The sequence below is a fragment of the Streptomyces coerulescens genome (genome assembly GCF_042657965.1).
GTDB classification, from domain to species: domain Bacteria; phylum Actinomycetota; class Actinomycetes; order Streptomycetales; family Streptomycetaceae; genus Streptomyces; species Streptomyces coerulescens.
Map to the genome: position 1 here is coordinate 1 of NZ_JBHSKM010000011.1, position 17,565 is coordinate 17,565.

Genomic DNA, 17,565 nt, shown 5'->3' on the forward strand with positions numbered 1-17,565 from the left:
GAGGTGACCGGTACTAATAGGCCGAGGGCTTGTCCTCAGTTGCTCGCGTCCACTGTGTTAGTTCTGAGACAACGACCGTTGTCGGCTTAGAGCAGAACAGACAAAAGAAAAGTGTGCTTGTTCGCTCGAAACCATTAGGGTTTCGGTGGTTATAGCGTGAGGGAAACGCCCGGTTACATTTCGAACCCGGAAGCTAAGCCTTACAGCGCCGATGGTACTGCAGGGGGGACCCTGTGGGAGAGTAGGACGCCGCCGAACAATCTTTGGAGGACCCCTGGTCCCAGCGTTCAGCTGGGACCAGGGGTCCTTTTGTTTTTACAATGCTTGCGGTACCGAAGACAGGAGTCACCGATGTCCACCAACTCTCCCGACGACCGACCGGAGCGCGATCAGCGGCGACGGGACGGTGGTGACCGTAGTGACCGAGGCGGTTACCGGGGGGACCGTGGTGACCGTGGTGGCTTCCGTCGCGACAACGACCGGCGTGACAACGACCGTCGCGACAACGACCGTGGTGGTGACCGGGGTCGATTCCGTCGTGATGACAGCCGTGGTGGATTCGGCCGGCGTGATGACCGCCGTGACGATCGTCGGGATGACCGGCGGGACGATCGTCGGGATGACCGGCGTGACGGTGACCGTGGTCCCCGTCCCTCCTTCCGTCGTGACGACCGGCCGGGTGGGCCGCGTCGGGATGACCGGGATCGCGACCGTGGGTTCCGGCGGGACGGCGACCGTCCGTCCTTCCGTCGTGACGACCGGCCGAGTGGCCCGCGTCGGGACGACGACCGCGGCGGGTACGGCCGACGTGACGACAACCGTGGTGGCTACGGTCGCCGCGACGACCGCCGGGGCGATGACCGGGACCGTGGATTCCGGCGGGACGACCGCCGTGACGACCGGCGCGATGACCGGCGCGATGACCGGCGGGACGATCGTCGTGATGACCGCCGGGACGACCGCGGTGGCTTCCGGCGTGATGACCGTGACCGTGGCTTCCGACGGGATGACCGCGGTGACCGGGACCGTGGGTTCCGTCGCGACGATCGTCGAGACAGTGACCGGGGCGAGCGCGGTGACCGCCGGGACGACCGCGGTGGGTTCCGCCGTGACGACCGCCACGATGACCGCGGTGACCGTGGTGGGTTCCGCCGTGATGACCGCCGCGATGACCGCGGTGACCGTGGTGGGTTCCGGCGGGACGACAACCGGGGCGAGCGCGGTGGGTTCCGGGGACGGGACGACCGCGGTGGGCGTGGGCCGCGTCGGGACGACCGTGGTGGGCGTCCCGGAGGGTTCCGTGGGCGTGACGACCGGCGTGACGACCGGCGGGATGATCGGCGGGGCGGTGGGCGGTTCCGGGATGAGCGGGATCGTGACCGGGACCGCGAGCCGATCAAGCGGCTGCCGATCCCCGAGGACGTCACGGGCGACGAGATCGACAAGGACGTACGGCAGGAGCTGCAGAGCCTGCCGAAGACGCTCGCGGAGGATGTCGCCAAGAACCTGGTGATGGTCGCGCGGCTCATCGACGAGGACCCCGAGGGCGCCTACGGCTACTCCAGGGTGGCCCTGCGGCTCGCGTCGCGTGTCGCGGCCGTACGAGAGGCGGCCGGGTTCGCGGCGTACGCCAACCAGAAGTACGCGGAGGCGCTCGCCGAGTTCCGGGCGGCCCGGCGGATGACGGGTGGCGTGGAGCTGTGGCCGTTGATGGCCGACTGCGAGCGTGGGCTCGGGCGGCCGGAGAAGGCGCTGGACATGGCCGGGGCCCCCGAGGTGCAGAAGCTCGACAAGGCCGGGCAGGTGGAGATGCGGCTCGTCGCGGCCGGCGCCCGGCGTGACATGGGGCAGCTGGACGCGGCCATCGTGACGCTCCAGAGCTCCGAGCTCGCCTCCAACGCCGTACAGCCGTGGACGGCGCGGCTCAGGTACGCGTACGCGGACGCGCTGCTCGCCGCCGGGCGGCAGGGTGAGGCACGGGAGTGGTTCGCGAAGGCCGTCGAGGCCGACAAGGACGGCAGCACGGATGCCTCCGACCGGCTCGCGGAGCTGGACGGTGTGGAGTTCGTCGATGCCTTCGACGGCGACGAGGACGAGGGCGAGGGCGACGAGCCGGAGGCTCGCGGCGAGGCCGACGAGGACCGCGACGAGTAGCGGCGAGTGACGTGAGGGGCGGGATCCGGCAGCGGATCCCGCCCCTTCGTCGTTCTAGAGGTCCAGTGCGCGCAGTACCAGGCCCGACGCCGGCTTCGGGCCGAACGACGTCGACTTGCGGGGCATGGTGACGCCTTGGCGGGCCAGATCGCGTACGACGTCCTCGCGGACGGGGTGCATCAGGACGGCCGTACCGCCGTCGCGTTCCGCCTTCTCTACGGTGGCGGCGGTGTCGTGGATGTAGGCGATGCGGGTGGGGTCGTCCTCGGGGATGTGCCAGACGTGGGCGAGGAGCGTGGCGTGCAGCACCGTCGCGTCCAGGGTGCGCCAGGCGGTGGGGCGGTCGGTGGGGATCGTGCGGGCGAGGAGGTCCGGGTCCGGCTGGTCGACGAGGTGGAAGGCGCCGTCGCCGGCGAGGAGGTAGGCGTTGCCCATGCAGGCCGCGTCGGCCAGGGTCGCCAGCGCTTCGGTGAGCGGGGCTTCGAGGCGGCGGACGCGGAAGAGGCCGTCGAGGGCGGCCAGGGCGTCCGGTACCGACACGTCGTGCAGCAGGCGGTGGATGGCGCGGACGCGCAGGGGGTAGCGGGCCGTGTCGACCAGGAGGACCAGGCCGAAGTCCCAGGGGCTGGGCGAGGTGTGCTCCGCGCGTAGACGTCGATATGTCGCCCAGCGGTGGTGGCCGTCGGCGATCAGGGCCTGGCGGCGGGTCAGGTCCGACTGGATGCGGTCCAGGTCGGCGGCGTCGGTGATGGACCACAGGCGGTGGCTGAAGCCGTCCTCGGTGGTGGTCGCCAGCAGCGGTGGGCCTTCGATGGTGCGCTCGATGACGGAGGTCGTGTCGGCCGCCGTGCCGTTGCCGCGGTAGGTGAGGAGCAGGGGTTCGAGGTTCGCGGACGTGGCGCGCATCAGGTCCGCCCGGTCGGCGACCACATGCGGCATGACGTCCTCGTGCGGCAGGACCAGGCCCTCCGAGGGGTCCGACACGCGCAGGGCGCCGATGACGCCGCGTTGCAGCATGCCCTCGCCGTCGCGCTGCTCGTAGACATAGAGACCGGGGTCGGAGTCGGTGGTCAGCACGCCCTCGGACAGCCAGCGGTGCAGGGTTCGTGCCGCCTGTTCGTTGCGGGCGGCCGGCGTCTCGGCCTGGGGCAGGATCAGGCGGACGATGTTGTGCGGGTCCGAGTCCTGGAGGTGGTGCAGGCCGTCGGGGCGGACGACGACGTCGTACGGAGGGGATGTCACGGCGGCCAGGCTGCCGACCCGGTCGGGGTCGTAGCGAAGGCCTCGGAACGGGGTGAGTTCGAGGCCTCGGCGCGCCGTTGCTTCCGGGTGACCTGCTGTGTTCATCCCGGCATCGTACGGGTGTCAGTGGCATGGGGGATGATCGGGGGAAAGCCGTCGAACGAGGAGCGATGTCAAATGAGCCAGAGCGTCAGGACGAGCCCCTCGGGCAGTGACCGGGCCCTGAGCGAGGCGTACGACACGGCGCTGCTCGACCTCGACGGTGTGGTGTACGCGGGCGGGAACGCGATCGTGCACGCCGTCGAGTCGCTGGCCGTGGCGCGTGCGGGCGGCATGCATCTCGCGTACGTCACGAACAACGCGCTGCGGACGCCCGACGTGGTGGCCGCGCACCTGACGGCGCTGGGGATACCCACGGGCGCGGACGACGTGATCACGTCGGCGCAGGCGGCCGCGCGGCTGATCAGCGAGCAGGTGCCGGAGGGCGCCCGGGTGCTGGTGATCGGCGGGGAGGGGCTGCGGGTGGCGCTGCGCGAGCGCGGGCTCGAGCCGGTCGAGTCGGCGGACGACGATCCGGCGGCCGTGGTGCAGGGGTACGGCGGGCCGGAGCTGGTGTGGGGGCGGTTCGCCGAGGCGTGCTACGCCATCGCGCGCGGGGTGCCCTGGTTCGCGTCCAACACCGATCTGACGATCCCCGGCGCGCGCGGGATCGGGCCGGGCAACGGGGCGGCGGTGGAGGTCGTACGGATCGCCACCGGGGCCGAGCCGCAGGTGGCGGGCAAGCCGTTGCCTCCCATGCACCGCGAGACGATCCTGCGTACCGGCGCCGAGCGGCCGCTGGTGGTCGGGGACCGGCTGGACACGGACATCGAGGGCGCGTTCAACGGAGAGGTCGACTCGCTGCTCGTCCTGACCGGGGTGACCGACGGCGCCCAACTGCTGGCCGCGCCGCCGCAGCACCGGCCGACGTATGTCGACGCCGATCTGCGCGGGATGCTCACCGGGCAGCCGGCGGTCACCGAGCGGGGAGAGGGCTTCTGCTGCGGTGGCTGGACGGCGACCGCGCGGGCAGACCGGCTGGAACTCGACGGTGACGGCGCGGCCTTGGACGGCCTGCGGGCGCTGTGCGCGGCGGCCTGGACGGCGGCCGGGGACGGCTCGTGCGCCCTGGACTCGGGGAAGGCGTTGGCGCGACTGGGGTGGTGAGTCGGCGCCCTGCCGTGGTGAGTCGGCGCGCTGCCGTGGTGTGAGGAGCGCATGCGGCGGGATCGTGGCCGAATCGGAGGGTAGGCTAACCTAACTGCGTGTTGGTCGACAGTCCTCCCGAACAGCGCGCGGAGTCCGTGTCCGCGCCGCCAACCCGACGGGCGATACGTGCCGTTGGGTTGCTCGTCTCTGTCCTGATCCTGCTGGCCGTCGTGGTGGCCAGCATCGCGATCGGGGCGAAACAGCTGTCCCTGGGGGAGGTCTGGCACGGGCTGTTCGAGAGTTCGGGCACCTATGGCGACGTCGTGGTCGACGACCGGATCTCGCGCACCGTCCTCGGACTGCTCGCGGGCGCCGCACTCGGTCTCGCCGGAGCCGTGCTCCAGGCGCTCACCCGCAACCCGCTAGCCGACCCCGGCCTGCTCGGCATCAACGCGGGAGCGTCCGCGGCGGTCGTCACCGCCATCACCTTCTTCGGCATCACCAGCCTGCATGTCTACGTCTGGTTCGCCTTCCTCGGCGCTGCCGCGGTCGGGGCGCTGGTCTGGTTCCTCGGCGGCAGCCGGGGCGCCACACCGGTCCGGCTCGCGCTGGCCGGCACGGCGATCAGTGCCGCGCTCTACGGCTATCTCCAGGCCGTGATGATCATGGACGACGCGGCGCTGAACAGGATGCGCTTCTGGACGGTCGGTTCGCTGACCTCGGCGACGGACGCGACCATCAAGCAGGTGCTGCCGTTCCTCGTGGCCGGCATGGTCCTCGCGCTCGCGCTCGCCCGGCCGCTCAACGCCATGGAGATGGGCGACGACACCGCCAAGGCGCTCGGCGCCAACCTGAACCGCACCCGGGTGCTGTCGATGCTCGCGGCCACCGTGCTGTGCGGTGCCGCGACCGCCGCGTGCGGCCCGATCGTGTTCGTCGGCCTGATGGTGCCGCACGTCGTGCGCTCGTTCACCGGGCCCGACCTGCGCTGGATCCTGCCGTACGCGGCCGTCCTGTCGCCGGTGCTGCTGCTCGGCGCCGACGTCATCGGCCGGATCGTCGCCAGGCCCTCCGAGCTCCAGGTGGGCATCGTCACCGCGATCCTCGGCGGACCGGTCTTCATCTTTCTCGTACGACGGCGGAGGACGGCCCAGCTGTGAGGACCGCAGAAAAGAGCGAACCGAGGACTGTGGCGTCCGACGCGGTGAAGTCCGCCCGCGCCAACCGCGCCGTACGGACCCCGGGCGGGCTCTCCGTCCGTCTGGACGTGCGGGCGCTGACCGTCGTCCTGCTGTTGCTGCTCGCCGGACTCGCCGCGAGCGTGCTGCTCATCGGCACCGGCGACTTCCCGATCGGGGCCGGCGACGTCCTCAGGACGCTGTTCGGCGAGGGCAACGCCGGGCAGGAGTTCATCGTCAACGAGCTGCGGCTGCCGCGGGTGCTTGTCGGGCTTCTGGTCGGGGCCTCGCTCGGCCTCGGCGGAGCGCTGTTCCAGGCGCTGTCCCGCAACCCGCTGGGCAGTCCGGACATCCTCGGCCTCGGACAGGGGGCCACGGCCGGCGCCCTCGTGATGATCGTGCTGTTCTCCGGGAGCGCGGGCCAGGTCGCCATCGGTGCGCTCGTGGGCGGACTGGCGACCGGTCTCGCCATCTATCTGCTCGCCTGGAAGCGGGGCGTGCACGGCTATCGACTGGTCCTGGTCGGTATCGGCATGTCCGCGATCATGACGGCGGTCAACGGTTATCTGCTGACCAAGGCCGACCTGGTCGACGCGGCCCGCGCGGTCGTGTGGATGACCGGCTCCCTCAGCGGCCGTGACTGGGCCCAGGTCTGGCCGCTGCTCGCGCTGTGCGCCGCCGTCGTGCCGCTCGTCCTCGCCAACGCGCGCGGGCTCAGGATGATGGAGATGGGCGACGACGTGTCGTACGCCCTCGGGGTGCGCGTCGAAAGGGTACGGCTGCTGCTGATGCTGTCCGCCGTGCTGCTCACCGCGGCCGCAACGGCCGCCGCCGGTCCCGTCAGCTTCGTGGCGCTCACCGCCCCGCAGCTCGCCCGGCGCCTGACCCGCTCGCCCGGCCCGAACCTGCTGCCCTCCCTGTGCATGGGCGCCGCTCTTCTCGTCACCGCCGACTGGATCTCCCAGCGGGTCTTCGGCGCCGACCAGCTGCCCGTGGGCGTGGTCACGGGCGTGCTCGGCGGCGTGTATCTGCTGTGGCTGCTGGTCACCGAGCGCAAGGCGGGCCGGATATGACCGCCGGCGGCAACGACACGGGCGTCGGCCACACCGACAAGAACAGCAGCGGCCGAACCATCGAAGGAGCACTGTGAACCGCCTGTCCGCCGACAACGTCACCCTCGCCTACGACCAGCGGGTCATCGCCGAGCAGTTGTCGGTGGAGATACCCGACAACTCCTTCACCGTGATCGTCGGTCCGAACGCGTGCGGCAAGTCCACACTCCTGCGGGCGCTGGCGCGGATGCTCAAGCCCAGTCAGGGCCGGGTGCTCCTTGACGGTCAGGTCATCCAGTCGCTGCCGGCGAAGAAGGTCGCGCGCACCCTCGGGCTGCTGCCGCAGTCCTCGATCGCGCCCGACGGGATCACCGTCGCCGACCTGGTGGGCCGCGGCCGCTACCCGCACCAGGGGATCCTGCGCCAGTGGTCGACCGAGGACGAGCGGGTCGTGCAGGAATCGATGGAGCAGACCGGCGTCGCCGGGCTCGCCGATCGCTATGTCGACGAACTGTCCGGCGGTCAGCGTCAGCGCGTGTGGATCGCGATGGCGCTCGCCCAGCAGACGCCGCTGCTGCTGCTCGACGAGCCGACGACCTACCTGGACATCCAGCACCAGATCGACGTCCTCGACCTGTGCGCGCAGTTGCACGAGGAGCAGGGGCGCACGCTGGTAGCCGTACTGCACGACCTCAATCACGCCGCCCGCTACGCCACGCACCTCATCGCGCTGCGCGGCGGAGCGGTCATCGCCCAGGGCGCGCCCAACGACATCGTCACCGCCGAGCTGGTCGAGGACGTCTTCGGACTGCGGTGTCAGGTCATCGACGACCCGGAGACCGGGACACCGCTGGTGGTGCCGGCGGCGCGCAAGGCGCGTGTCGGGAACAGGGGCGAGGCCGAGAAGGTGGCCGCTACAGAAGCTTCCTGAGGAGCAGCAGATCGCGCATCCCGGCGTGCAGTTTCACCCGGCCCGCGCCCCATGCCTTGGCGAAGTTCAGCTCGCCGGCCACCAGGGCGACCAGGTCGTCGCCGGTCATGCTCAGCCTGATCTGGGCCTTCTCGCGAGGTGGTCCCTGGAGTGTGTCGTGGACGTGGATCCGGCCGCCCGCCATGCGGCCGGCGAAGGTGACGTCCAGGTCGGTGATGTGGCAGCTCACCGAGCGGTCCAGGGCCGCGGCCGAGCGGGCGTCCCCTTCGGCGCGCTGCATGTTGTCCGAGAGCTTTTCGAGTGCGGCGCGGCACTCCTCAATCGTGGCCATCGCGATCGACGGTACCCCAGCGGTTCGGGGTAGCGTCTGGGCATGAGCGACACGGTTCCGGAGACGGAGAACCCGGTGGCGGAGGCCGAGGCGGAGACCGCGGCCGAGGAAGCGGCCGAGGCGGAGACCGCGGCCGAGGAAGCGGCCGAGGACGTGGCCGGGCTCGCGGTCGAACCCGAGGACACGGCCGGGTTCGCGGTCGAACCCGAGTACGACCCGGCCGCCCCCGCCCCGCTGAACGTCCCCCGCGTCCCCACCGGCAACGCCGACGTGGACGCCCAGCTGGAGCGCCTCGGTGACGCCGACCACCTCGCCACCGACGGGCACCTGGAGGTGTACGAGGATGTACACCGGGGGCTGCGTGACGCGCTGACCGCGCTCGACGCCCGCCCGGGACCTCCGGCGCCCCCGTCGATGCCTGGGATGAGGAGCTGAACCGAACGTGGCAGGAGTCGCACGCCGCCGTCTTGACGCGGAGCTGGTCCGCCGGAAGCTCGCGCGTTCGCGTGAGCACGCCAGCCAGCTGATCGCCGCCGGACGGGTGACCGTCGGCAAGACCGTCGCGACCAAGCCCGCCACGCAGGTGGAGACCGCGGCGGCGATCGTCGTCCAGGCCGATGCCGGCGATCCCGAGTACGTCTCACGCGGCGGGCACAAGCTGGCGGGCGCGCTGGAGGTCTTCGTGCCCCGAGGACTCGCCGTACGCGGTCGCCGGGCACTGGACGCCGGCGCCTCCACCGGAGGCTTCACCGATGTGCTGCTGCGGGCCGGAGCCGCGCAGGTCGTCGCCGTGGACGTCGGATACGGACAACTCGCGTGGACTCTCCAAAGCGATGAACGCGTCACCGTCAAGGACCGTACGAACGTACGCGAGTTGACGCTCGAAGCGATCGATGGGGAACCAGTGGATCTTGTCGTGGGGGATCTGTCCTTCATCCCGCTCGGCCTGGTGCTGCCCGCCCTGGTGCGGTGCGTGAAGCCGGACGCCGATCTGGTGATGATGGTGAAGCCGCAGTTCGAGGTGGGGAAGGAACGGCTGGGCAGCGGGGGAGTCGTACGGAGTCCGCAACTGCGGGCGGAGGCCGTGCGCGGTGTCGCCGAGAAGGCGTGGGATCTCGGGCTCGGGGTGAACGGGGTCACGGCGAGCCCGTTGCCCGGCCCGTCCGGGAATGTCGAGTACTTTCTGTGGCTGCGTGCCGGGGCGCCCGCCCTGGACCCGGCCGACGTTGACCGAGCAGTGGCGGAGGGGCCGCGTTGATGCAGAACTCAGCTCGTACTGTTTTTCTCCTCGCCCACACGGGGCGGCCGGCGGCCATTCGCAGCGCCGAGCTGGTGGTCAAGGGACTGCTGCGGTCGGGGATCGGCGTGCGGGTGCTGTCGGCGGAGGCACAGGATCTGCCGCTGCCGGACGAGGTGGAACTCGTCAAGGAGGCGACCCCGCAGTGCCTTGACGGGTGCGAGCTGCTCATCGTGCTCGGCGGCGACGGGACGCTGCTGCGCGGCGCCGAGTTCGCGCGGGCGTCCGGGGTGCCGATGCTGGGCGTCAACCTCGGGCGCGTGGGGTTCCTCGCGGAGGCCGAGCGGGACGATCTCGACAAGGTTGTCGACCGGGTCGTCACCAAGGCGTACGAGGTCGAGGAGCGGATGACCGTCGACGTGGTCGTGCATCAGAACGGCGACATCGTGCACACCGACTGGGCGCTCAATGAGGCCGCCGTGCAGAAGGCCGGGGCCGAGAAGCTGCTCGAGGTCGTGCTGGAGATCGATGGGCGGCCGGTCACCGGGTTCGGGTGTGACGGCATTGTGCTGTCCACGCCTACCGGGTCGACCGCTTATGCGTTCTCCGCGGGTGGGCCTGTGGTGTGGCCCGAGGTCGAGGCGCTGTTGATGGTGCCGATCAGCGCGCATGCGTTGTTCGCGAAGCCGTTGGTCACCTCGCCGGATTCTGTGCTCGCGGTGGAGGTTCTGCCGCACATCCCTCCGGGGGTTTTGTGGTGTGACGGGCGGCGGACCGTTGAGTTGCCGCCGGGGGCGCGGGTCGAGGTGCGGCGGGGGGCTGTGCCGGTGCGGCTTGCCCGACTGCATCATGCGTCGTTCACTGATCGGCTTGTGGCGAAGTTTGCGTTGCCGGTCGCGGGGTGGCGGGGGGCGCCTCATTAGCGGTTCGTAAGGGGTCGTGGGGGGACTGCCGGCGGCTGCGGGTGGTTCGTTGGTTGCTCGCGCAGTTCCCCGCGCCCCTCAAGGCGTTGCACTCGCCTGGGTGACAATGCGCCCGCGATACCCATTCGTCACCTGCACCTTCACATCACCGACCCGGGGGCCGTCGCACTCTCGGCCCTCGACCTCGTAAGGTCGTGTCCGTGTTGGAGGAGATGCGGATACGGTCGCTCGGAGTCATCGACGACGCGGTCGTCGAGCTGTCGCCGGGGTTCACCGCCGTCACGGGCGAGACGGGTGCGGGCAAGACCATGGTGGTCACCAGCCTGGGGCTGTTGCTCGGTGGGCGGGCGGACCCGGCGCTCGTGCGGATCGGGGCCGAGAAGGCCGTCGTGGAGGGGCGCATCGCCGTGCCCGAGGGCGCGCCGGTCGTCGTACGGGTCGAGGAGGCGGGGGCCGAGCTCGACGACGGTGCGTTGCTCATCAGCCGTACCGTTTCCGCCGAAGGGCGCTCCCGCGCGCACCTCGGCGGGCGCAGTGTGCCCGTGGGGATGCTGGCCGAGCTCGCCGACGAGCTGGTGGCCGTGCACGGGCAGACCGACCAGCAGGGGCTGCTGAAGCTGACCCGGCAGCGGCAGGCGCTCGACCGGTACGCGGGGGACGCCGTCGCCGTGCCGCTCGCCAAGTACGCCGAGGCGTACCGGCGGTTGCGGGCGGTCTCGGTCGAGCTGGAGGAGATCGTCACGCGCGCGCGTGAGCGCGCCCAGGAAGCCGACATGCTGCGCTTCGGGCTCGAGGAGATCGCCGGTGTCGAGCCGCGCGCCGGGGAGGACGTGGAGCTCGCGGAGGAGGCCGAGCGGCTCGGGCACGCGGAGGCCCTGTCGTCCGCCGCCACGGCGGCTCACGCCGCTCTCGCAGGCAATCCGGAGGACCCCGAGGGCATCGACGCGGCCACGCTCGTCGCGGGCGCCCAGCGGGCCCTGGACGCCGTGCGCTCGCACGACCCCGCGCTGGCCGCGCTGGCCGACCGGATCGGGGAGATCGGGATCCTGCTGGGCGATGTCGCCGGGGAGCTGGCGGGGTACGCCGACGACCTGGACGCCGATCCGCTGCGGCTGGCGGCGGTGGAGGAGCGTAGGGCCGCACTCAATGCGCTCACTCGGAAGTACGGCGAGAACATCGCCGCCGTGCTCGGCTGGGCCGAAGAAGGCACCTCGCGGCTGACCGAGCTGGACAGCGACGACGACCGGATCGGGGAGCTGACGGCCGAGCGGGACGCGCTGCGGACCGAGTTGGGCGGACTGGCACAGGCGCTGACCGATGCGCGTACGGAGGCGGCCGAGCGGTTCGCCGCCGCCGTGACGGCGGAGCTGGCCTCGCTCGCCATGCCGCACGCGCGCGTGTCCTTCGCCCTCCGGCAGACCGAGGACCCGGAGGGTGTCGAGGTCGGCGGACGCACGGTCGCCTACGGGCCGTCGGGCGTCGACGAGGTCGAGCTGCTGCTCGCCCCGCACCCGGGAGCGCCGCCCCGGCCGATCGCCAAGGGTGCCTCCGGAGGTGAGCTCTCGCGCGTGATGCTGGCCGTCGAGGTCGTGTTCGCGGGCACTGATCCCGTGCCGACGTATCTCTTCGACGAGGTCGACGCCGGAGTCGGCGGCAAGGCGGCCGTGGAGATCGGGCGACGGCTCGCCCGGCTGGCCAAGACCGCGCAGGTCGTCGTCGTGACCCATCTGCCGCAGGTCGCCGCCTTCGCCGACCGGCAGTTGCTCGTCGAGAAGACCAACGACGGGTCGGTCACCCGCTCCGGCGTGAAGGTCCTGGAGGGCGAGGAGCGGGTCCGGGAGCTGTCCAGGATGCTCGCCGGGCAGGAGGACTCGGAGACCGCCCGGGCGCATGCGGAGGAACTGCTGGAGACGGCTCGGGCCGACGGTTAGGCCGCTCCCGGAGGCCCGTAGGGTGGCCGGATGATCAGGCAAGCCGTCTCCCTCGGTCTCTCCGCCGCCCTCACCCGTGCCGCCGTCAGCGCTCTGCGTGCCAAGGCCCCCGCCGGCCGGGAGCGCTGGGAGCGCGAGAACTACGTCGGGCGGAACGTGGAGTTGTACGCCGGGCCCGCCTCGGCCCTGGCCGTCGCGGTCGGGGCCGGGCGGGTGTCGCCGGCCGCCGGGGTCGCCGTGGCCGTCGCCGGGATCTGCGGGGCGTACGACGACATCGCCGGGGCGGATGACGCGCGACGCGGCTTCCGGGCACATCTGCGCGCCCTGCGGGACGGCGAAGTCACCAGCGGGGCCGTCAAGTTGTTCGGGATCTCGGCCGCCGGTCTGGTCGCGGGGGCGTTCCTGAAGGAGCGGCCGCTGGACAAGGTGCTCGCCGGCGTGGTCATCGCCGGGGCCGCGCACTTCGTCAATCTCGTCGACGTACGGCCGGGCAGGGCCGCCGCGACGGTGCTCGCCCTCGGTGCGCCGGGGCTGCTCCGCCCAGGGCCCGGGGCCGAGATCGCCGCCACCGCCATGGGGGCCGCCGCGGCCGTACTGCCCGACGACCTCGGCGAAAGGGCGATGATCGGCGACACCGGGGCGCACGCGCTGGGTGCGGCACTCGGCGCCGCCGTCGTCGCCGGATGGGGGTCCTCCCGCTCGACCGGCGCCGAGAGTGCGGGAGGGCGTGCCTGGCTGGTCGCGCACGCCGCCGCGGTCGTCGCCGCGGCGGTGTACGGCGACAAGGTGAGCGAGGTCGCGCGGAGTGCGTGCGTGAGGTGTGACGGATCGTGAAGCGCGTCCATGTGGCGGTGAGTCCCCGGGGCACCGTCGACCCTGAAATGTGCGCCACGCGCGCGTGTTCGTGCACCATCGCCACCGCGACTCACTCGTGCAGGTGACTCCGGCCGCCGCGTTGCCCGCATCCCGTCCTCCCGCCGGTCCCGGAACACCCGTGCGTCCTGGCATCCTTGGCGTAAACACGTCGTACGCGAAGGGATCCTCGCGGTACACCCCCTGCGCCCGATCCTTCTGTACGTTCTTCGTGACCGCCCCACCCACAACCAGGAGTCCCGGCCACGTGACCCCCGTGAGCAGCCACTCACCGCACGGCCAGTCGTCGCTGCGCACCGTGCAGGTGCTGGGCGGCGGCAACGCCGGCAGTAGCGCGCATGTGCGATCGCTGGCCTCGGGGCTGGTCGCGCGGGGCGTGCGGGTCACTGTGTGCGCCCCTGTCGAGGCCGATCGCGCCTACGACTTCACCGGAGCCGGCGCCGAACACGTCCATGTGCCGCGCAGCAGCGATCCCGCCTCCGTGGCCGCGCTGCGGGCGGCGTGCGCGGACGCCGACCTGGTGCACGCGCACGGACTGCACGCCTCCTTCCGCGCGGTGCTGGCGCTCAGCGGACGGCGCACTCCGCTCGTCGTCACCTGGCACGACCGGGCGCATGCCGAGGGCGCCCGCGCCCATCTCCTGCGGCTGTTGGAGCGACGGGTCGTCAAGGCCGCCTCCGTCGTCCTCGGCACGACCTCGGCGCTGGTCGACCGGGCCCGCCGCACCGGTGCCCGGGACGCCCGCCTCGCCGCCGTCGCCCTGCCCGGCCGCCGGGCCGTCGTCGAGCGGGACGACCCCGACCGGCGGCGGCCCAAGGTGCGTGCCGAACTCGGCGCCACCGGGCGGCCGTTGCTCATCGCGGTCGGTTCACTGGAACGGCATCGCGGATACGACGTGCTGCTGGACGCCTCGCGCGCGTGGCGGCGGCTGGAACCCACCCCGTTGGTGGTGATCGCGGGGGAGGGGGAGCTACGGGCGGGGCTTCAGCGCCGTATCGAGGACGAGGAGCTGCCGGTGCGGCTCATCGGACGGCGCGACGACGTCTCCGAGCTGCTCGCCGCCGCCGACATCGCCCTGCTGTCCAGCAGTTGGGAGTCGCGGTCCGTCCTCGCGCAGGAAGCCCTGCACGCGCGCGTGCCCCTCATCGCCACCGACGTCGGCGGCATGTCCGAACTCGTCGGAGACGCCGCCGAACTCGTCCCGTACGGCGACCCGGGCGCCCTCGCCGACACCGTCGTACGACTGCTCGGTGACACCGAGCGGCAGGATCTGCTGCGGGAGCGGGGTGTGCGGCAGGCGGCGACCTGGCCGACCGAGGACGAGACGGTGGCCCAAGTGCTGAGCGTCTACGACGAGTTGACGCAGCACCGGCCCATGGTCTGACCGGCTCCTAGGAGACGTGCCTGCGGGCCCGCAGCGCCAGGCTCAAGGCCAGTACCGTCTGCGGGTCGTCGAGGTCGTAGCCCAGCAACTCGCCGATGCGGGCGAGGCGGTTGTAGAGGGTCTGCCGGTTCAGGTGCAGTTCGCGGGCCGTCTCCGCCTTGCGGCCCGCGTGCGCCAAGTACGTCTCCAGCGTGGGCAGCAGAGGCGGCTTCGAGCGGTCGTCGTGATCGCGCAGCGGGCCGATCGCACGGTCCACGAAGGCGGCGAGGTCGGGGTGGTCGCGCAGCCGCCACAGCAGCAGGTCGATGTCCAGGCGACGGGCGTCGTACCAGGGGCGGTCCGCCAGGCCCTGCGCGGCCGTCGCCGTCTCCGCCGCGTGCCGCAGGCCCGCCGAGGCCGCCGTCCAGCCGCCCGCGACGCCGACCACCACGACCGGCGGCCGCGCCCCGGGCCGCTGGATCCCTGCCCGCTCCACGCCCGCCCGCAGCGCCACCGCGACCCGGTCCGCGACCGTAGACCGCTCCGTCTCCGTACGCAGCCCCACCAGCAGCGGCACCCGGCCCTCCACCGGCCGCACGCCCAGCAGCACCGGCACGCCCACCGAGGCCAGCTCCTCTCCGACCGCGCGCGCCAGCACCGCCCAGCCCCCGCCGGGCGACAGCCCGTCCCCGAGCCGCATCACCACCGGCAGCAGCGGGCCGTCACCCGGCTTGAAGCCCAGGACACGCGCCTGCGCCGGGGCGTCCTCGGCGGCGATACGGCCCTCCGCGAGGTCGGTCAGGAAGTCGCCCCGCCCGCGTGCCGCGAGTTCCTCCTCCTGGCGGGCCTGCATCAGCACCACGGCGAGGCTGCCCGCGGCTCGTTCGGCGGCGATCCGGTGGACGGGTGCCAGCGGGCCCAGCACGGGCAGCAGGACGATACGGCCGCGGACCGACCCGGCGCCCTGGCCGCCGCCCGGCACATCCACCAGCACCGTACCCGCGGGCGGCGGCGCGTCCTTGTGCTGGCCCCGCAGCCCCTCCCACACCTGCAGCGGGTCCGCGCCCTCGGGGCCGGCGCCGGCCGCGTACAGCAGCCGTCCGTCGGTCGCCTCCAAGAAGACCGGGTTGCCGCTGAAGTCCGCGAGGATGCCGAGCACTTGGGGCACGCCACCGCCGCCGAGCAGGGCCTCGGTGCAGCGCCGGTGCACCTCTTCCGCCCGTTGCAGCAGCGCGTAGTGGCCGTTGACGATCTCGGTGTGGATCTCCTCGGTCACCGTCACGAAGGGCACCTGGCGATGCAGCTGGACGAGCGGGAGACCGGCCGAGCGCGCCGTGTCGACCAGGGCGGCGGGCAGCCGGGTGAAGCGGGCGCCGAGCTCGATGACCAGCGCCGCGATGCCGCGCTCCGCCAGGGTGCGCACGAACGCACGCTGGTCGGCCGGGCGGGTGCCGAGGCCATAGCCCGTGGTCAGCAGCAGTTCCCCGCCCTTGAGCAGGGAGGCGATGTTGGGCACCTCGCCGGCATGCACCCAGCGCACGGTCCGCCCCAGCCGGTCGGCGCCCGCGAGGATCTCGGGCAGCCCGCTGCGCAGACCGGGCAGCTCCAGCGCCCGCCGGACGGTGATCCCGGCGCCCTGGGTGTCGAATCCGCTGTTCGTCCCGCTGTCCATAGGCGGACGCTACCTGTGCGGATGGCCTCCTGACATCTCCGAGGTCGTGCGCGGGGAGAGGCCATGGGGAGCCGGAGCCGCCGGGCGATCAGGCCGGCCTGATGTTGTGGTTGAAGCGGAACACGTTGTCCGGGTCGTAGCGGCGCTTGAGGTCGGCGAGGCGGCGGGTGTTCTCGGGGCCCAGGCCGGCCACGACCCGCTCGGCGCCCTCGTCGCCGATGAAGTTGAGGTAGACCGCGCCCGTGCTCCAGGGCTGTGCGGCGGCGCGGACGTCGCGGACCCACTGCACACAGCGCTCGTCGTCCTCGGGGTTCTCCCAGATCGCGAAGGGGTGCACCGCCCAGGGCGCGTCCCGGTAGGGCACGGGGTACTCGTGCGGGCCGGCCGCGATCGCCCCGCCCTGCGGGAAGATCACATGGAGGGTGCCGGTAGGCGGCAGAGCCTCGCCGCCGGCGCAGAACGCGTCCAGGTAGGCGTCGGGCGCGCCCGTCAGATACTCCGCCGACCAGTAGTTACGCATCCCCGGCGGATCGTCGAGCATGCACTGGACGTCGGCGTACGGCATCGCCCCGACGATCTCCGACTCGTGCGGCAGGGCCAGCAGGGGTTCGGCCAGCTTGCGCAGGTCCGGCTCGGGCCCGGCGTACGTCAGCAGCGCACCGCACAGGAGCGAGCCGACCAGGTGCGGCGGCACGAACTCCTCGGGCGGGCCGGTGAGATACAGCACGCCACCGCTCGCCTCGTCCGGGGCCGCAGTGATCAGATCGCGGTAGGTGCGGGCCACCTCGGGCCCGAACTCCGGCAGGTACAGCACCAGCGCGATGGAGAACTCCGGCAGCTCGTGCAGCTTCAGCGTGAGCGCGGTCGCGACACCGAAATTGCCGCCGCCGCCGTGCAGCCCCCAGAACAGCTCCGGGTTCTCGTCGGCGCTCGCGTGCACCCGCTCGCCGTCCGCGGTGACGAGTTCGACGCCGACCAGGTTGTCGACGGCCAGCCCGCACCAGCGGTCCAGCCAGCCGGTGCCGCCGCCGAGGACGAAACCGCCGACCCCGGTCGTGGAGGCCCGGCCGCCGGTCGTGGCGAGGGCGTGCGGCTGGCAGGCGCGGTCCAGGTCGCTCATCGTGGCGCCGCCCGCGACCCGTACCGCCTCGGCCGCGGGATCGACGCTCACCGCGCGCATATGGCGCAGGTCGACGACCAGTCCGCCGTCGTTCACCGCCGTGCCCGCCACGCTGTGACCCCCGCCGCGCACCGCGATGTTGAGATCGAGGTCCCTTCCGAACCGCACGGCCCGTACGACGTCTTCCTGGTCCACGCACTGGGCGATGACCGCGGGCCGGCGGTCGATCATCGCGTTGAAGACGGTCCGGGCCTCGTCATAGCCCACGTCCGACGGGGCGAACACGTCGCCGACCAGATCCTCGCGCAGCGCGGCGAGGGCCGCGCCCGCCTTCGATGGGGAGGCCATGGGGGCGCCCCCTTTCGTGCAG

The 17,565-nt window shown here is 72.2% G+C and carries 16 protein-coding genes and 1 rRNA gene; 12 read left to right on the forward strand and 5 right to left on the reverse strand.

The genetic code is table 11. The features are described 5' to 3' along the window. Nucleotides 1–141 precede the first annotated feature (141 nt). A 5S ribosomal RNA gene (gene rrf / locus ACFPQ9_RS18115) occupies nucleotides 142–258 on the forward strand. Nucleotides 259–345: 87 nt separating this feature from the next. Here rrf and ACFPQ9_RS18120 read toward each other — a convergent pair. Then, entirely contained in the window at nucleotides 346–1,122 is a 777-nt protein-coding gene (locus ACFPQ9_RS18120) for a hypothetical protein (RefSeq protein ID WP_380854495.1), read from the reverse strand. Between the two features lie 282 nt (nucleotides 1,123–1,404). On the opposite strand from ACFPQ9_RS18120, the gene ACFPQ9_RS18125 reads away from it, so the two are divergent. Then, complete coding sequence (locus ACFPQ9_RS18125) at nucleotides 1,405–2,154, forward strand: tetratricopeptide repeat protein (RefSeq protein WP_380854467.1); 750 nt, start codon at nucleotides 1,405–1,407, stop codon at nucleotides 2,152–2,154. Nucleotides 2,155–2,208: 54 nt separating this feature from the next. Here the strand turns inward: ACFPQ9_RS18125 and ACFPQ9_RS18130 are convergent, their stop codons facing one another. After that, nucleotides 2,209–3,501 (reverse strand): DUF1015 domain-containing protein, encoded by a 1,293-nt coding sequence (locus ACFPQ9_RS18130; RefSeq protein ID WP_380853972.1) that lies wholly within the window; start codon nucleotides 3,499–3,501, stop codon nucleotides 2,209–2,211. A 72-nt stretch (nucleotides 3,502–3,573) separates the two neighbouring features. Here ACFPQ9_RS18130 and ACFPQ9_RS18135 point away from each other — a divergent pair, with 72 nt between their 5' ends. From ACFPQ9_RS18135 to ACFPQ9_RS18150, 4 genes are all read left to right on the forward strand, one after another. Beyond that, nucleotides 3,574–4,602, forward strand: coding sequence for an HAD hydrolase-like protein (locus ACFPQ9_RS18135; protein ID WP_380853974.1), 1,029 nt, complete (start codon nucleotides 3,574–3,576; stop codon nucleotides 4,600–4,602). A gap of 98 nt (nucleotides 4,603–4,700) precedes the next feature. Continuing rightward, a complete protein-coding gene (locus tag ACFPQ9_RS18140; protein ID WP_380853976.1) occupies nucleotides 4,701–5,744 on the forward strand; it encodes a FecCD family ABC transporter permease in 1,044 nt (347 codons plus the stop codon). 29 nt (nucleotides 5,745–5,773) lie between these two features. Next, nucleotides 5,774–6,835, forward strand: a complete 1,062-nt coding sequence (locus tag ACFPQ9_RS18145) for a FecCD family ABC transporter permease (RefSeq protein WP_380854469.1) — start codon at nucleotides 5,774–5,776, stop codon at nucleotides 6,833–6,835. Nucleotides 6,836–6,908: 73 nt separating this feature from the next. Next, nucleotides 6,909–7,745: an ABC transporter ATP-binding protein gene (locus ACFPQ9_RS18150; protein ID WP_380853978.1), complete on the forward strand. Its 837-nt coding sequence runs from the start codon at nucleotides 6,909–6,911 to the stop codon at nucleotides 7,743–7,745. On the opposite strand, the gene ACFPQ9_RS18155 is transcribed toward ACFPQ9_RS18150, so the two are convergent. After that, entirely contained in the window at nucleotides 7,729–8,076 is a 348-nt protein-coding gene (locus ACFPQ9_RS18155; RefSeq protein WP_380853980.1) for an SCP2 sterol-binding domain-containing protein, read from the reverse strand. The genes ACFPQ9_RS18150 and ACFPQ9_RS18155 overlap by 17 nt on opposite strands. A gap of 42 nt (nucleotides 8,077–8,118) precedes the next feature. On the opposite strand from ACFPQ9_RS18155, the gene ACFPQ9_RS18160 reads away from it, so the two are divergent. From ACFPQ9_RS18160 to ACFPQ9_RS18185, 6 genes are all read left to right on the forward strand, one after another. Beyond that, the gene (locus ACFPQ9_RS18160) at nucleotides 8,119–8,511 is read left to right on the forward strand and encodes a hypothetical protein (RefSeq protein WP_380853982.1); all 393 of its coding nucleotides are present in this window, start codon (nucleotides 8,119–8,121) and stop codon (nucleotides 8,509–8,511) included. Between the two features lie 7 nt (nucleotides 8,512–8,518). Continuing rightward, nucleotides 8,519–9,334: a TlyA family RNA methyltransferase gene (locus ACFPQ9_RS18165; protein ID WP_380853984.1), complete on the forward strand. Its 816-nt coding sequence runs from the start codon at nucleotides 8,519–8,521 to the stop codon at nucleotides 9,332–9,334. Continuing rightward, nucleotides 9,331–10,236 carry an NAD kinase gene (locus tag ACFPQ9_RS18170; RefSeq protein WP_380853986.1) on the forward strand — a complete coding sequence of 302 codons (906 nt, stop codon included), beginning with the start codon at nucleotides 9,331–9,333 and terminating at the stop codon, nucleotides 10,234–10,236. The genes ACFPQ9_RS18165 and ACFPQ9_RS18170 overlap by 4 nt, the downstream gene beginning before the upstream one ends. A 212-nt stretch (nucleotides 10,237–10,448) precedes the next feature. Beyond that, nucleotides 10,449–12,167 carry a DNA repair protein RecN gene (gene recN / locus ACFPQ9_RS18175; protein ID WP_380854471.1) on the forward strand — a complete coding sequence of 573 codons (1,719 nt, stop codon included), beginning with the start codon at nucleotides 10,449–10,451 and terminating at the stop codon, nucleotides 12,165–12,167. 30 nt (nucleotides 12,168–12,197) lie between these two features. Further along, nucleotides 12,198–13,001: a hypothetical protein gene (locus ACFPQ9_RS18180; protein WP_380853988.1), complete on the forward strand. Its 804-nt coding sequence runs from the start codon at nucleotides 12,198–12,200 to the stop codon at nucleotides 12,999–13,001. A 286-nt stretch (nucleotides 13,002–13,287) separates the two neighbouring features. Beyond that, nucleotides 13,288–14,424, forward strand: coding sequence for a glycosyltransferase family 4 protein (locus tag ACFPQ9_RS18185; protein ID WP_380853990.1), 1,137 nt, complete (start codon nucleotides 13,288–13,290; stop codon nucleotides 14,422–14,424). 7 nt (nucleotides 14,425–14,431) lie between these two features. On the opposite strand, the gene ACFPQ9_RS18190 is transcribed toward ACFPQ9_RS18185, so the two are convergent. Together ACFPQ9_RS18190 and ACFPQ9_RS18195 are read right to left on the reverse strand one after the other, a co-directional pair. After that, nucleotides 14,432–16,075: a PucR family transcriptional regulator gene (locus ACFPQ9_RS18190; protein WP_380853992.1), complete on the reverse strand. Its 1,644-nt coding sequence runs from the start codon at nucleotides 16,073–16,075 to the stop codon at nucleotides 14,432–14,434. A gap of 88 nt (nucleotides 16,076–16,163) precedes the next feature. Further along, nucleotides 16,164–17,543, reverse strand: a complete 1,380-nt coding sequence (locus ACFPQ9_RS18195) for an FAD-binding oxidoreductase (RefSeq protein ID WP_380853994.1) — start codon at nucleotides 17,541–17,543, stop codon at nucleotides 16,164–16,166. Nucleotides 17,544–17,565: the final 22 nt, after the last annotated feature.

Coding starts and splice junctions, on each gene's coding strand:
- ACFPQ9_RS18135 (WP_380853974.1), top strand. CDS start 3,574: ATGAGCCAGAGCGTCAGGACGAGCCCCTCGGGCAGTGACCGGGCCCTG.
- recN (WP_380854471.1), top strand. CDS start 10,449: ATGCGGATACGGTCGCTCGGAGTCATCGACGACGCGGTCGTCGAGCTG.
- ACFPQ9_RS18130 (WP_380853972.1), bottom strand. CDS start 3,501: ATGAACACAGCAGGTCACCCGGAAGCAACGGCGCGCCGAGGCCTCGAA.
- ACFPQ9_RS18155 (WP_380853980.1), bottom strand. CDS start 8,076: ATGGCCACGATTGAGGAGTGCCGCGCCGCACTCGAAAAGCTCTCGGAC.
- ACFPQ9_RS18195 (WP_380853994.1), bottom strand. CDS start 17,543: ATGGCCTCCCCATCGAAGGCGGGCGCGGCCCTCGCCGCGCTGCGCGAG.
- ACFPQ9_RS18180 (WP_380853988.1), top strand. CDS start 12,198: ATGATCAGGCAAGCCGTCTCCCTCGGTCTCTCCGCCGCCCTCACCCGT.
- ACFPQ9_RS18160 (WP_380853982.1), top strand. CDS start 8,119: ATGAGCGACACGGTTCCGGAGACGGAGAACCCGGTGGCGGAGGCCGAG.
- ACFPQ9_RS18190 (WP_380853992.1), bottom strand. CDS start 16,075: ATGGACAGCGGGACGAACAGCGGATTCGACACCCAGGGCGCCGGGATC.